We start from the raw sequence: 14,041 nt of genomic DNA on the forward strand, positions 1-14,041 counted from the left end.
GCAGGGGTATTAGTTTTCATCTAATGCAATAATTAAGATTTATACGACAGGGGCTATAAAAGGGTGGTAATTCAATTCTGGAGGCAAAAAAATAAGAGACAGCTTCAGGCTGCCTCATTCTGCTATTTCTAATATAATATCGTTCCTTAAAAACTTCCTGTGTTGACTTTCTCTGGACGTACCACTGGTTCGGATAATTTCTTTCCTTCTTCATTAAGAACATCGGCGCTGCCCTGCACTTGTACTTCAACGCTTTCAATTCCTTTCTGTTCCGTTAAAGAAAGGACCAAGGCATCAAGGACTTCTTGTGATACCTTTTTCTCTTTAAAGCTTCCAAGGATATTTTCGTTAAAATTGAGGCTGACCTTACCTTCTGCCACTTTAGGCTCGTCAAGTAAAGCTACATCACTCATGAACCCTGTTTGCAGGCTAGAACCCGAAGGACTCTTCGTTAATTCCTTAATGACTGCTGTTACATTATCAGACACCGTTTCACTGATCCTGCGCGTCACCGGAACATAATAAGTATACTCTTCGTCACCGCCTACATAATAAACGGTCAATGCTTTTGTATTGGAAATGTCGACTACGTCACTCGTATCGATATTGATTCCTGACGACCTTGAGATATTTTCATCTATTGGTGTGCCATTGACCGGCATTTCGGAAATATCTTCACCATTGATTCTCATTTGGATTTTATCGACCGAGTCGAATTGTGTCAGGGTCCATGTAATGGCTTGAAGGATTTTAAGTTCATCCTCTTTCTGATAGTTTTTGAACTCCGGTGAAAAGTCCGCTACAGCCACTCCGTCTTTAATGTTCACGCTTATTTGGGTATCGGCAGGAATGACGGCCCTGAACCCATTTGGAAGTTTATCCGTGACTGGTCCGTTACTGACAAGGTAATCAAGGGCCTGTTTAGCGACAGCTTCCGATTTAGGAAGTTCCAATGTCTGTGGAACCACATACCCGCTTTTATCAATTAAATATAACTCCGTCTTCACCGTTTTTGATTCAACAGCACCCTCTTCTCCATCAGCAGCTGGCTTTTCCTCACCATTCATTTCTGTTTCTTTCAAAGAAGATTCATCCTCAACTAAAGAAACATCCTTTGGAGGATCAATTTCCTTTTTCTCTTCACCGCCAAATAATCCGCAGCCCGAAAGCCAAAAAGAAGATGCCAGAATGGTCACAACCATTGTTACTTTTGATTTATTGGACATAAAATCACTCCTAGGACAGTTTGTACTCCTATTTATACGAGCCCTAGGGGAAAATAGACCAATTATTTTTCTCTCTGATAATGAGCCGGGCAACTTGCCCGTACTGCTGTATCTTTGTCAGCTTCATTGGGATTTCAAGAAATCCTGATTGGAACAATCGAATCCCTTTCCCTTCTGTCCCTTAAAGCCAATTCTATGCTTCCATCTTCTCTAGCGATATATCCTTCCTGGCTTGCAGCTATATACATAACAATATATTTTCATTTTTCCCCTCGTGAAAAAAAAGACTTCCAAATGGAAGCCTTATAAGTGATCAATTTTAATTGTTTCGATGTCATTGACATGAATACCGAGCCAGCTCGACGCGATGGAACCAAACATATCTCTTGAACCGGTTGTGTAAAAGCGATGAACTGGACGGAGCTTGCTTTTATTGATTAATTTATAGTAATCCAAAATGACACTTGCCTCACGGGCCGTCTCTTCCCCAGAGGAAATGACTTGTACTTCATCCCCCATATAGGAAGAGATTACAGGCCCCAGCAGTGGATAATGGGTACAGCCAAGGATCAATGTGTCGATCTTCGTTTTCTTCAACGGGTTCAAGGTTTGTGCCACGACCCTATTGACGATACCCCCTTGAAACTCCCCGCTTTCCACGATTGGGACAAATTTCGGGCATGCTAAACTATCTACTTTCACATCGGAATTGATGGAGGCAAGAGCGTCGTCATAAGCTTTGCTTTTTACCGTGCCTTCCGTACCAATAACGCCAATATGCAAGGAATCAGAAACTTTCAATGCCGCCCTTGCCCCTGGATGAATGACACCCAACACAGGAATCGGCAGTATTGCCCTGATCTCATCCAGTACAGCTGCAGTCGCCGTATTGCAAGCGATGATCAGCATTTTTATATCCTTCTTCATCAAGAACCTCGTCATCTGCCATGTGAAGGTTTGGACATCTTTTTTAGTCCTCGGCCCATAAGGGCATCTTGCTGTATCACCTAAGTAAATTATATTTTCATTTGGAAGCTGACGCATGACTTCTTTAGCTACTGTCAAGCCGCCTACCCCTGAATCAATGATGCCTATCGGTTGTTTCAAAAAACTCGCCTCATTTTTCTTTCATTTCTAGATGTAGTTTTGCTAGAATCCCTTTGAGGGACCTGATGTCAGATTCGTTAAAATTGACTAACACGCCACTCAAGTACTGCTGCCGTTTATTAATTACTTCTTCGATAATCCGTTCACCTTCTTCAAGAAGGTGAATTCGAACCACACGCCGGTCCTTTTCATCCCTGACACGCTGAACAAGTTGATGTTTCTCCATGCGGTCAATCAGGTCCGTCGTTGTGCTGAAGGCGAGAAACATCTTCGTGGACAATTCGCCAATCGTCATGTCGCCTGATTCAAAAAGCCATTGCAAAGCCACGAATTGAGGAATGGTAATTTTATAATCATGGAGAATTTCTCTTCCCCTTTGTTTAAGCCATGTCGATACATAGCGCAATTCCCTCTCGATATCGGCTACATATGCCGCCTGCTTCTCTTCATCCATACACACAGCTCCCCACTTCATGAAACTTATCATACTACCATTTTGGATGAAAGTGAAATGATTTTCAAGATTGATTACCTGGAAGCATAATGAAACCCCATACATAAAAATAAGCAGCATCCAAAGAAGTCAAAACAACCAAGTTGCTTTGCCCTTCCTCATATGCTGCCAATAAACGGGAGAGAAATTATTTATAAGGCTTACGTATTAAGAGTTAACACATTAAAGCTTAAGTTCTCCCATACGAAGGAGTTCTATGACTGCCTGCGAACGTCCTTTAACTCCAAGCTTCTGCATCGCATTCGAAATATGGTTTCGAACTGTTTTTTCGCTAATAAACAATTCACCTGCGATTTCTTTTGTTGTTTTGTCTTGTACTAGTAACTCAAATACTTCTTTTTCTCTTTTGGTGAGTAGTGGCTTATGAGTGAATTCGTTCTCCTTCAAGTAATGTTACCCTCCTTGCCTTCACCAGCATAAAACCCGGAGTGGGTGTCTATTTAGTCAAGATATAGTATGTCGGCTAGGGCAATGGAGTGACTCTTTTACTTGTCTAAATGGAAATATTTTTAGGAATGTTCAGCTCTGTATGCCACATCGATCGCTTCATCTCTTCCGTCCAAGGTACTGGCTTTCCGTTGGCCTTGGAGACTTGTACAATCGTCCCCCTGCCCGTTAAACAAATTGAACCATCTTGTTTGGTCCCCATATAATGTATGTCCACTGAAGAATTTCCGATATGGTCAGCTTTCACATGAATTGTCAACTGATCATTGAAAAACACCTGCTTCAGGTAATCACACTGTAAATTTGCAACAACCGGCATCTCACCGCATTCAGCCGAGGTCCAATCCTTCATGAACCCCATACTGTTGAAATACTCAATCCGAGCCTCCTCAAAATAAGTAAAAGGAATCGTGTTATTCAAGTGCCCAAACATATCAGTTTCCGAAAAGCGGACCTTAATCTCATGTTTAAAAGAAAAATCATTGATCCACTCCGTTATATTATCGATATATGATATTCTGCCCAACTTGTGCACACCCTTTCTGAATTGAATGACTATTCACTCATTTTATAAGAAAACAGCGATAATGAAAAGGATTTTCTATCGGAAGCAGGTTAATTTTATCAAGCTCACTTCATTAATCAAATCCTTCACCGTTGGCTTGGTGCCGCATTTACACTTCGATCCTAAATCGTTATTACAATGTCGATTCCAACCAAGTCTACGTATGTAAAACAATGAAAAAAAAGAACCCATATCATATGATACAGGTTCTTTCATGTTCATTATTAAACTTCATCGCTTCCGAAGAAGTTACGGAATTGTTGGATCGTAGTATCACGGTTCAACGCGGCAATCGAAGTCGTTAAAGGAATTCCTTTAGGGCAAGACTGCACACAGTTTTGCGAGTTACCGCAGTTTGCAAGTCCTCCGTCACCCATGATCGTATTTAAACGTTCAGCTTTGTTCATTGCACCTGTTGGATGTGCATTGAATAAACGAACTTGCGATAATGGTTGTGGCCCAATGAAGTCTGAATTGCTGTTTACGTTCGGACAAGCTTCCAAACAAACACCGCAAGTCATACATTTAGATAACTCGTAAGCCCATTGGCGTTTCTTTTCTGGCATACGAGGTCCTGGTCCAAGATTGTACGTTCCATCGATTGGAATCCATGCTTTTACCTTTTTCAATGAGTCGAACATACGGCTGCGATCGACTTGCAGGTCACGAACAACAGGGAATGTACGCATTGGAGCTAGACGAACCGGCTGCTCCAATTGATCGATAAGAGCTGTACATGATTGTCTTGGTTTACCATTGATAACCATTGAACAAGCACCACATACCTCTTCAAGACAGTTCATGTCCCATGCGATTGCTGTAGTGTGCTTGCCTTGTACAGTTACTGGATTACGACGAATTTCCATTAGAGCGGAAATTACGTTCATATTCGGGCGGTACGCTAATTCGAATTCCTCATCATAAGGAGCTGAATCCGGTGTATCTTGACGAGTGATTATAAAACGGACTGTTTTAGTCTCAGATTTAGTTTCAACCATTTTTTTGCTCCCCCTCTTTAGTGTTTCGTAGTGTAGTCACGTTTACGCGGTGCGATCAGTGATACATCAATATCTTCATAATGGAATTCAGGTGCTTGATCCAAGCCTTTGAATGTTGCCATAGTAGTTTTCATGAATTCCTCATCATTACGTTCCGGGAAATCAGGTTTGTAATGCGCTCCGCGGCTTTCGTCACGGTTTAACGCACCAATTGTGATTACACGAGCCAATTGCATCATGTTTTGCAGCTGTCTAGTGAATGCTGCTCCTTGGTTACTCCATTTTGCCGTGTCATTGATGTTAATTTTCTTGTAACGTTCCATCAGCTCAAGAATCTTGTTATCCGTTTCTTTCAGCTTGTCATTGTAACGAACTACAGTAACATGCTGTGTCATCCACTCACCAAGTTCTTTGTGAAGGATGTACGCATTTTCGTTACCATCAAGAGACATGACTTCATTCCATTTCTCCTGTTCTTGTTTTTCGTACCCTTCATACAATGAAGAAGGAATGGATTCTGAAGTTTTATCAAGGCCTTCAATATAATTAACGGCATTCGGTCCAGCGACTGAACCACCATAGATTGCAGAAAGAAGTGAGTTCGCACCAAGACGGTTACCGCCATGTTGTGAGTAATCACACTCACCTGCAGCGAATAAACCTTTGATGTTAGTCATTTGGTCATAATCCACCCAAAGTCCGCCCATAGAATAGTGAACGGCAGGGAAAATTTTCATTGGAACTTTACGAGGATCTTCACCCATGAATTTCTCGTAGATTTCAATGATTCCGCCAAGTTTTATATCAAGTAATTTAGGATCTTTATGTGATAGATCCAGGTAAACCATGTTTTCTCCATTTATGCCAAGCTTCATGTTCATACATACGTCGAAGATTTCACGAGTCGCGATATCACGAGGTACAAGATTACCATAAGCAGGGTATTTTTCTTCAAGGAAATACCAAGGTTTTCCGTCTTTATATGTCCAGATACGTCCACCTTCACCACGAGCGGATTCACTCATCAGACGAAGTTTGTCATCTCCAGGGATTGCTGTCGGGTGAATTTGAATGAACTCACCATTTGCATAATTTACACCTTGTTGATAAACGATGGAAGCTGCTGATCCTGTATTGATCATTGAGTTAGTTGATTTACCGAAAATGATTCCAGGGCCGCCGCTTGCCATGATGACTGCGTCGCCAGGGAATGATTTGATTTCCATTGAAGTCAGGTTTTGAGCTACGATACCGCGTGCTGTTTGCTCATCATCGATAACAGCTCCAAGGAATTCCCAGCCTTCATATTTCGTTACAAGGCCTTCAACTTCATAACGGCGAACCTGCTCGTCCAATGCGTAAAGTAATTGCTGACCAGTTGTTGCACCAGCGAATGCTGTACGGCTATGTTGAGTACCACCGAAACGACGGAAATCAAGAAGACCTTCCGGAGTACGGTTGAACATTACACCCATACGGTCAAACATGTGGATGATCGATGGTGCTGCTTCGCACATCGCTTTAACCGGCGGTTGGTTAGCCAAGAAATCTCCGCCATAAACTGTATCGTCGAAGTGGATGTATGGAGAATCCCCTTCACCTTTTGTATTTACTGCCCCGTTGATTCCGCCTTGGGCACAAACTGAGTGAGAGCGTTTAACAGGCACTAAAGAAAATAAATCAACCTGTTGTCCCAGCTCTGCTGCTTTGATCGTAGCCATTAATCCAGCTAGACCTCCACCAACGATAACTATTTTACCTTTACCCAATTCTGTCACTCCCTTATTTCCATTAGCCAAGCTATGTTTTTCCTAATACTTATAAATGAACTCTATCTTCTTATACGAAAGCGAAAATTGCGCTAACCCCTACATAAGAAAGAAGAACGAAAACGATCAAAGTAACGTAAGTCATGATTTTTTGCGATTTTGGTGATACTGTCAGACCCCAGCTCACTGCAAATGACCATAATCCATTAGAGAAGTGGAAAATTGTCGAAATGACCCCAACTAAATAAAATGCAATCATAAATGGATTAGAGAAAATCTCTGCCATCATGTCAAAGTCAACCTCTGCACCTAATGCTGCTTGAATTCTAGTTGACCAAACATGCCAAACAAGGAAAATCAACGTAATGATTCCGCTTAGACGTTGTAAAAAGAACATCCAATTCCGGAAAAATCCAAATCTACCCAAATTGTTTTTAGCCGTAAACGCGATATAAATCCCGTAAACTGCATGATAAATCAAAGGTAAGAAAATGATGAAGATTTCCAAGAAATAACGAAACGGTATGCTTTCTAAGAAATGTGCTGCTGAATTAAATGATTCCGGTCCCTTTGTTGCCATATAGTTGGTAACTAAATGTTCCAACAAGAACAGCCCGATCGGAATAACTCCAAGTAGTGAATGAAGCCTGCGATTCCCAAACTCACGATTTTTTGCCACTAAGTGCCCCCCCTTAATTTGTGAAAAATCATGCAAAGATAATCTGGTGGCTACCTTTTATCTCCGCGTGAAAATATAGTATAGAGTCAGAAAACTCCTCTATACTCCCTTTACAATTATGTGACATGTCCATTTTACTCCTGACTTCTATGTGCGTCAAGAAAACGGATACAAGAAATCTCTTTTTCAGAATAGATTTTTTTGGATTAAATTGTCTATTTTTTATCTGTCAAGTATATATTTTGGAGAAATTATTAATTAATCTATTAATATCTCGGAATAATTTCTCATTTTTTTCCAATTGTTATTTAAATAAATAAAAAACAGTATAATTTGCAAAAGAAATACGTTTATAATAGATTTACAGAAAGAGGCGATAAATTATGAAAAAAAATATTGCTGCTGCGATAGAAGAAGAGATTCATACTGAAGAAATTCAAACTGAAGAATTCAAAGTTCCAGCTTTCGGGTACGAATTAATCAGAGAAGTTCTATTGAGCGATATTCTCGGAAAAGATTCTAATCAAATCCTCTATTGGGCAGGTAAACAATTAGCAAGAAAATTCCCATTGAATGGCGATCAGGAAGTTATTGAATTTTTCCAAAGCGCTGGATGGGGCAATCTGGAAATCTTGAAATATACGAAACACGAGATGGAATTATCCCTGACGGGTGAAATAATCAGCCGCCGCCTGGATTTACACCCTGATTGTCACTTCCAGCTTGAAGCCGGTTTCCTTGCCGAGCAGTTTTCACTGCAAAAAAAATTCCTCAGCGAATCAACGGAAGAAATCAAACGCCGCGCAAAAAAAGTGATATTCACCATCCAATGGGATCCCAGAGATCCAATCTAATGAGCCCTTAAAACAGACTTACCCTTTTACCGGAAGTCTGTTTTTTATTGGACTCCTGAGACTTAAGCTAGCACATTTACATGCTGACCAAGTTTAAATGCTTCATGAAGAGATTCAACCGCCTTCACCATTTCCTTTTCATTGACGACAGTCGAAACTTTAATTTCCGATGTGCTGACCATTTTCACCTGGATGCCTGTATTGGCCATCACTTCAAACATCTCGGCAGCCACTCCGGGATTGGATACCATACCAGATCCGACGATGGACACTTTGGCCAACCCGCTCTCCGTTTCGACCCGGTCGAATCCCAATCGTTCTTTATTATTTTCCAGCACGATCAAGGCCGCTTCCGTATCTTCACTTTTTGTGGAAAAAGATAGATTGGTCGTATCCTCGGCGGTCATGCTTTGAATGATGATGTCCACATTAATCCGGTTTTTCGCAAGTGTCGTGAAGATTGTGGATAATGCACCAAGTGATTGGGGCAAACCATAAATTGTGACCCTCGTAATACTGTCTTCAAAAGCAATGCCGCGTACAATTAAGTTTTCTTCCATAGTTGCTTCCTCCTCAATGATCGTTCCTGATTCTCTCTCCATGCTTGAACGGACTTCAAGCGGAATTTGATAATTTTTTGCATATTCGACAGCCCTTGGATGAAGGACGCCCGCCCCCAGGGTGGCAAGTTCCAGCATTTCATCGTAAGAAATGGATTGGAGCTTTCGCGCGCCTTTTATGTAGCGTGGATCCGTTGTGAAAACACCCGTTACATCCGTATAAATATCGCATCTATCCGCATTCAGCGCTGCAGCGATGGCAACCGCCGTCGTATCGGAACCGCCTCGCCCCAAGGTAGTGATTTCCCCATTTACATCGTTACCCTGGAAACCGGCCACGACCACTATTTTCTTCTCTTGAAGCTGAGCTTGAATCCTTGAAGCATCGATGTTTAAAATCCGGGCATTCCCATGAACGGATTCCGTTTGCATTCCAGCCTGCCAGCCAGTATACGAAATGGCTTCATGTCCTTCTTCAATCAATGCCATCGTTAACAGGGAAATCGTTACCTGTTCCCCAGTAGTCAATAGCATATCCATTTCCCTTTTGCTCGGGGTTCCGGAAATATCACGGGCCATGGAAACCAATTGGTCCGTCGTTTTTCCCATTGCTGAAACAACGACGACTACCTCATTTCCATTCTCCGCTTCCTCGATTACCCGATTGGCAACATTTTTGATTTTTTCTACGCTACCGACGGATGTTCCGCCGAATTTTTGAACGATTAATGCCATCCTCATGCACCCTCTCTACTTTTTAGGCAATAAAAAAAGCAATGAGAAATATCTCATTGCTGTGATCACATATCTAATACTGTAAACACAGTGAGATAGCTCTCCAGGGTATAAACCCTGACAATCCGCCATTTATTAAATGTCGGACCAGGAAAACAAGGTATGAGTCTTGTCTTCCTTCGGCGTCATCCCCTTTCAAAACCTTTCATGGAAGCTCATACTTCTCCAGGTTTTTACTCTTGAATTCCGCACCTCTATCAGCACTTTTAAGTTGTCTAGTTAAAAATTCCTTTTAATCATAGCATAGTGATTCATCGGTAGCAAGATTATTCTTGTAATTTTCTAACGATTCCCTCGGCTACCCCTTTTGGCATACCAGCTTCCATGATTTCCTCGACTGTTGCCTCTTTGATTTTCTTCAATGATCCAAAATGCCTTAATAATTGCTTCCTTCGTTTTTCCCCTACTCCTGGAATATCATCAAGCTGGGAGTGAACCGCATTTTTCCCGCGTAGCTGGCGATGAAAAGTAATCGCGAACCGATGCACTTCATCCTGAATTCTTTGCAATAGGTAAAATTCCTGGCTCCGTGAATCAAGAGGTACGATTTCAAGAGGATTTCCGATCATCAATTGCGATGTCCTATGCTTTTCATCCTTAATGAGGCCTGAAAGCGGAATATCAAGGCCCAATTCATTTTCCAAAATATCCCGAACGGCTTCGACATGTCCCTTTCCGCCATCAATGATGATCAAGTCCGGAAGCGGCAGCCCTTCTTTCAATACTCGTGAATACCTTCTTCTGACCACTTCACGCATCGATTCATAATCATCAGGTCCCTGGACCGTCTTGATCTTATATTTTCGGTACTCTCTTTTTTCCGGCTTCCCATCAATGAACACGACTAAAGCGGAAACAGGGTCACTTCCCTGGATATTGGAGTTATCGAAAGCTTCAATTCGATGCGGGGTGTAGATACCCAGTTGGTTCCCGAGGTTTTCCACCGCATTGATCGTTCTTTCTTCATCCCTCTCAATCAAAGAGAATTTTTCCTGAAGGGCGATGGAGGCATTTTTATTCGCCAAATTAAGCATGTCTTTTTTCGCTCCCCTTTTGGGATGAATCGTTTTGACCCCAAGCAGCCCTTCGGCCATTTCGGCATCCACTGATTCAGGCAGCAAGATTTCCTTTGGTTTAAAATGGTTCGTAATCTCGTAAAACTGACCTAGGAATGTGAGAAGTTCCTGTTCGGGTTCATCGTAGACCGGAAAAAGTGAAACATCCCTTTCTATTAATTTACCCTGCCGGACAAAAAATACCTGAACGCACATCCAGCCTTTATCATAGGCAAAGCCAAATACATCCCTGTCGATGAAATCGGTCGTCATCATTTTTTGCTTCTCCATCGTAATATCAATGTGGGCAATCTTGTCACGGAACTCCTTGGCCCTCTCGAAATCGAGCTCTTCTGATGCCAATAGCATTTTTTCAGTCAGTTCTTTTTTTATTTCAGTATGCCCGCCGTTCAAGAACCGGTTGATATCATCCACCATTTTTTTATATTCCTGTTCCTCTACTTCATATACACACGGGGCCAGGCACTGGCCAAGATGATAGTAGAGACAAACGCGATCCGGTAAAGTATTGCATTTTCTTAGGGGATAGATGCGGTCGAGCAATTTCTTCGTTTCGTTAGCAGCAAATGCATTCGGATAAGGACCGAAATATTTCCCTTTGTCTTTTTTTACTTTTCGCGTAATGATTAGACGTGGGTGGCGTTCCGCAGTCAGCTTGATGAAAGGATACGTCTTATCATCCTTTAGCATGACATTATATTTTGGGTCATGTTTTTTGATTAAGTTCAACTCTAAAATTAGAGCCTCGATATTGGAAGAGGTGACGATGTATTCGAAATCCTCAATCTCATTCACGAGCCGAAATGTTTTTCCATCATGAGATCCCGTAAAATAAGAACGGACACGATTTTTCAACACCTTCGCTTTGCCTACATATATGATCGTTCCCTGACGATCTTTCATTAAATAACAACCAGGTTGATCGGGAAGAAGGGCAAGTTTATTCTTTATTTGTTGATTCATGCTTTCAGCCTCCTGTTCTCCCATTTTTACAATCATTATATATCAAGATAGCGAAAAAAGCTTCAAGTCCGCAGACTTGAAGCTTTTTTTAGCTATCTTACTATTACGCGTGTTTTGCAATAAGTTCAGCAAGTGCTTCTTTAGGTTGGAAACCAACAACCTTATCAACCACTTCACCGTCTTTAAGGACGATTAATGTCGGGATGCTCATCACACCGAATTTTCCTGCTGTTTCTTGGTTTTCATCTACATCCACTTTTACGATTTTTGCTGTATCGCCAATTTCAGTATCAAGCTCTTGAAGAACAGGAGCGATCATTTTACAAGGTCCGCACCACGGAGCCCAAAAATCTACAAGAACAACACCTTCGCTAGTATCTGTTGTGAAAGTTTGGTCAGTTGCATTTACAATAGCCATATATATTTCCTCCTCAAATTTACTCAAATAACTAAAGACAGTATACCATTGTTGCTCGAATCGATGCTAATATTTTGCTTCAGTGGTAGGATGTCCAAAATAAGAATAAATATGCAGGCCGGAGTCCTTGCCTCTTAGCCCAAATAAAGGGGCAAGACATGTATCGGCTTATGCCAAATGTCTTGCCCCCTTATCTGTATTATCTCTATTAAGCGTTAACTTTTAGTTTTTTGAATTCTTCCGTAAGTAATGGAACGACTTCGAAAAGGTCTCCGACAATTCCATAATCAGCCACATTGAATATGTTAGCTTCCGGGTCTTTATTGATAGCAACGATAACCTTGGAGTTGGACATCCCCGCTAAATGCTGGATCGCACCGGAAATTCCGCAGGCGATATAAAGGTCAGGTGTTACGACTTTACCTGTTTGCCCGATTTGCAAAGAGTAATCGCAATAGTCCGCATCACATGCTCCGCGAGAAGCTCCTACCGCTCCGCCAAGAACTTGTGCAAGTTCCTTTAATGGTTCAAAACCATCTTCACTTTTCACGCCCCGTCCACCTGCGATGATTACTTTCGCTTCTGAAAGGTCGACCCCTTCGCTAGCTTTTCTAACAACATCTTTAATGATTGTGCGTAAATCCTTAATGTCCACACTTAATGTAGAAACATCACCAGAGCGGGACTCATCTTTCGCTAATGGTTCGATATTGTTCGGACGGATTGTCGCGAATATCACGCCATCCGTAACAATTTTCTTTTCAAATGCTTTACCAGAATATATCGGGCGGGTGAAAACGATATTTCCACCTTCTTCTTCAATGGATGTAACGTCCGAGATCAAACCTGATTCAAGCTTTCCAGCCAATTTAGGTGCAAGGTCTTTTCCTAGGGCTGTATGTCCAAAGAAAATCCCTTCTGGCTTTTCCTGCTCGATGACGGCAAGCAAGCTTTGCGCATATCCATCTGAAGTATATTGTTTCAATTGATCATTCTCTACTGCCACAACCCGGTCTGCGCCATACTGGATCAATTCATTTCCGAAATTTTGAACACTGTCACCAACTAAAACACCTACGATTTCCCCGCCATCTGCAGCAAGTTTAGCCGCACCGATAGCTTCAAATGATACATTTCTTAGTGAACCGTCACGAACTTCGCCCAATACAAGAAACTTTCTAGCCATTTATAAAAACCTCCTGTGCTCTATTTTTCATTTTTGTCGGGTGTGTTGTTTAGAAAAGTAGCGTTTAAGATTAAATCACTTTTGCTTCACTTCGTAATAATTGAACAAGTTCACTAACTTGATCACTGATTTCTCCGTCCAATACTTTTCCAGCTTCTTTTTTAGCAGGAAGGTAAATTTCAATCGTTTTTGTTTTTGCCTCAACATCTTCTTCTTCCAAATCCAGGTCATCCAATTCCAATTGTTCAAGCGGTTTTTTCTTCGCTTTCATGATTCCTGGCAATGATGGATAACGCGGCTCATTTAGCCCTTGTTGAGCTGTCACCAACAATGGAAGGGATGCTTCGATCGTTTCAGAGTCCCCTTCAACATCACGGATAACGCTTACATTTCCATTTGCGATGTCAAGTTTAGTAATGGTTGTAATATAAGGAATTTCTAAAATTTCGGCAACGCGTGGTCCCACTTGACCAGAACCGCCATCGATTGCAACGTTTCCTGCAATGATTAAATCGGCATTTTTACCTTTTAAGTATTCACCTATAATTTTGGCAGTCGTGAATTGGTCGCCATTTTCTATGTCGTCTTCTATATTTATCAATACGGCTTTGTCAGCACCCATTGCCAGCGCTGTACGTAATTGCTTTTCAGACTCTTCTGTTCCGACAGAAATAACCGTTACTTCGCCGCCTTGTGCATCACGTACCTGGATTGCTTCTTCAACTGCATACTCATCGTAAGGATTAATGATGAATTCTGCTCCATCCTCATTAATTTTCCCGTTGGATAGTGTAATTTTTTCTTCTGTATCAAATGTTCTTTTCAGCAGTACATAAATGTTCACGATAATACCTCCCGAATAATTTGAGTTTTGAAGATTATGA

General features: G+C 41.5%; 14 protein-coding genes and 1 riboswitch. Of the genes, 1 reads left to right on the forward strand and 13 read right to left on the reverse strand.

The genetic code is table 11. The features are described 5' to 3' along the window. Positions 1-146 precede the first annotated feature (146 nt). The 8 genes from MKY17_RS20110 to MKY17_RS20145 form a co-directional block, all read right to left on the reverse strand. A complete protein-coding gene (locus tag MKY17_RS20110; protein ID WP_098370036.1) occupies positions 147-1,226 on the reverse strand; it encodes a GerMN domain-containing protein in 1,080 nt (359 codons plus the stop codon). A gap of 303 nt (positions 1,227-1,529) precedes the next feature. Next, entirely contained in the window at positions 1,530-2,333 is an 804-nt protein-coding gene (gene racE / locus MKY17_RS20115) for a glutamate racemase (RefSeq protein WP_098370035.1), read from the reverse strand. A 10-nt stretch (positions 2,334-2,343) separates the two neighbouring features. Next, positions 2,344-2,787 (reverse strand): MarR family transcriptional regulator, encoded by a 444-nt coding sequence (locus MKY17_RS20120; protein WP_098370109.1) that lies wholly within the window; start codon positions 2,785-2,787, stop codon positions 2,344-2,346. A gap of 222 nt (positions 2,788-3,009) precedes the next feature. Then, positions 3,010-3,234 carry a response regulator transcription factor gene (locus MKY17_RS20125; RefSeq protein ID WP_028392149.1) on the reverse strand — a complete coding sequence of 75 codons (225 nt, stop codon included), beginning with the start codon at positions 3,232-3,234 and terminating at the stop codon, positions 3,010-3,012. Between the two features lie 106 nt (positions 3,235-3,340). Continuing rightward, positions 3,341-3,820, reverse strand: coding sequence for a thioesterase family protein (locus tag MKY17_RS20130; RefSeq protein ID WP_098370034.1), 480 nt, complete (start codon positions 3,818-3,820; stop codon positions 3,341-3,343). 263 nt (positions 3,821-4,083) lie between these two features. Next, a complete protein-coding gene (gene sdhB, locus MKY17_RS20135; protein ID WP_034308984.1) occupies positions 4,084-4,857 on the reverse strand; it encodes a succinate dehydrogenase iron-sulfur subunit in 774 nt (257 codons plus the stop codon). Between the two features lie 17 nt (positions 4,858-4,874). Then, positions 4,875-6,626 carry a succinate dehydrogenase flavoprotein subunit gene (gene sdhA, locus MKY17_RS20140; RefSeq protein WP_098370108.1) on the reverse strand — a complete coding sequence of 584 codons (1,752 nt, stop codon included), beginning with the start codon at positions 6,624-6,626 and terminating at the stop codon, positions 4,875-4,877. A 70-nt stretch (positions 6,627-6,696) separates the two neighbouring features. Further along, a complete protein-coding gene (locus MKY17_RS20145) occupies positions 6,697-7,305 on the reverse strand; it encodes a succinate dehydrogenase cytochrome b558 subunit (protein ID WP_098370033.1) in 609 nt (202 codons plus the stop codon). A gap of 383 nt (positions 7,306-7,688) precedes the next feature. Between MKY17_RS20145 and MKY17_RS20150 the strand changes: the two genes are divergently transcribed. Further along, entirely contained in the window at positions 7,689-8,159 is a 471-nt protein-coding gene (locus tag MKY17_RS20150) for a YslB family protein (RefSeq protein ID WP_098370032.1), read from the forward strand. Positions 8,160-8,221: 62 nt separating this feature from the next. Here MKY17_RS20150 and MKY17_RS20155 read toward each other — a convergent pair whose 3' ends face one another. The 5 genes from MKY17_RS20155 to MKY17_RS20175 form a co-directional block, all read right to left on the reverse strand. Continuing rightward, positions 8,222-9,454: an aspartate kinase gene (locus MKY17_RS20155; RefSeq protein WP_098370031.1), complete on the reverse strand. Its 1,233-nt coding sequence runs from the start codon at positions 9,452-9,454 to the stop codon at positions 8,222-8,224. An 88-nt stretch (positions 9,455-9,542) separates the two neighbouring features. After that, a riboswitch (Lysine riboswitch) is annotated at positions 9,543-9,719 on the reverse strand. Positions 9,720-9,780: 61 nt separating this feature from the next. Beyond that, positions 9,781-11,553 (reverse strand): excinuclease ABC subunit UvrC, encoded by a 1,773-nt coding sequence (uvrC, locus tag MKY17_RS20160; protein ID WP_218925103.1) that lies wholly within the window; start codon positions 11,551-11,553, stop codon positions 9,781-9,783. Between the two features lie 103 nt (positions 11,554-11,656). Next, positions 11,657-11,971 carry a thioredoxin gene (gene trxA, locus MKY17_RS20165; protein WP_034308995.1) on the reverse strand — a complete coding sequence of 105 codons (315 nt, stop codon included), beginning with the start codon at positions 11,969-11,971 and terminating at the stop codon, positions 11,657-11,659. 208 nt (positions 11,972-12,179) lie between these two features. After that, positions 12,180-13,157, reverse strand: a complete 978-nt coding sequence (locus MKY17_RS20170; RefSeq protein WP_098370029.1) for an electron transfer flavoprotein subunit alpha/FixB family protein — start codon at positions 13,155-13,157, stop codon at positions 12,180-12,182. Positions 13,158-13,227: 70 nt separating this feature from the next. Then, entirely contained in the window at positions 13,228-14,001 is a 774-nt protein-coding gene (locus tag MKY17_RS20175) for an electron transfer flavoprotein subunit beta/FixA family protein (protein WP_098370028.1), read from the reverse strand. Positions 14,002-14,041 lie beyond the last annotated feature (40 nt).

The sequence above is a fragment of the Peribacillus sp. FSL P2-0133 genome (assembly GCF_037975445.1).
GTDB lineage: Bacteria > Bacillota > Bacilli > Bacillales > DSM-1321 > Peribacillus > Peribacillus simplex_E.

Coding starts and splice junctions, on each gene's coding strand:
- MKY17_RS20110 (WP_098370036.1), bottom strand. CDS start 1,226: ATGTCCAATAAATCAAAAGTAACAATGGTTGTGACCATTCTGGCATCT.
- MKY17_RS20150 (WP_098370032.1), top strand. CDS start 7,689: ATGAAAAAAAATATTGCTGCTGCGATAGAAGAAGAGATTCATACTGAA.
- MKY17_RS20170 (WP_098370029.1), bottom strand. CDS start 13,157: ATGGCTAGAAAGTTTCTTGTATTGGGCGAAGTTCGTGACGGTTCACTA.
- uvrC (WP_218925103.1), bottom strand. CDS start 11,553: ATGAATCAACAAATAAAGAATAAACTTGCCCTTCTTCCCGATCAACCT.
- MKY17_RS20155 (WP_098370031.1), bottom strand. CDS start 9,454: ATGGCATTAATCGTTCAAAAATTCGGCGGAACATCCGTCGGTAGCGTA.
- trxA (WP_034308995.1), bottom strand. CDS start 11,971: ATGGCTATTGTAAATGCAACTGACCAAACTTTCACAACAGATACTAGC.
- MKY17_RS20120 (WP_098370109.1), bottom strand. CDS start 2,787: ATGGATGAAGAGAAGCAGGCGGCATATGTAGCCGATATCGAGAGGGAA.
- sdhB (WP_034308984.1), bottom strand. CDS start 4,857: ATGGTTGAAACTAAATCTGAGACTAAAACAGTCCGTTTTATAATCACT.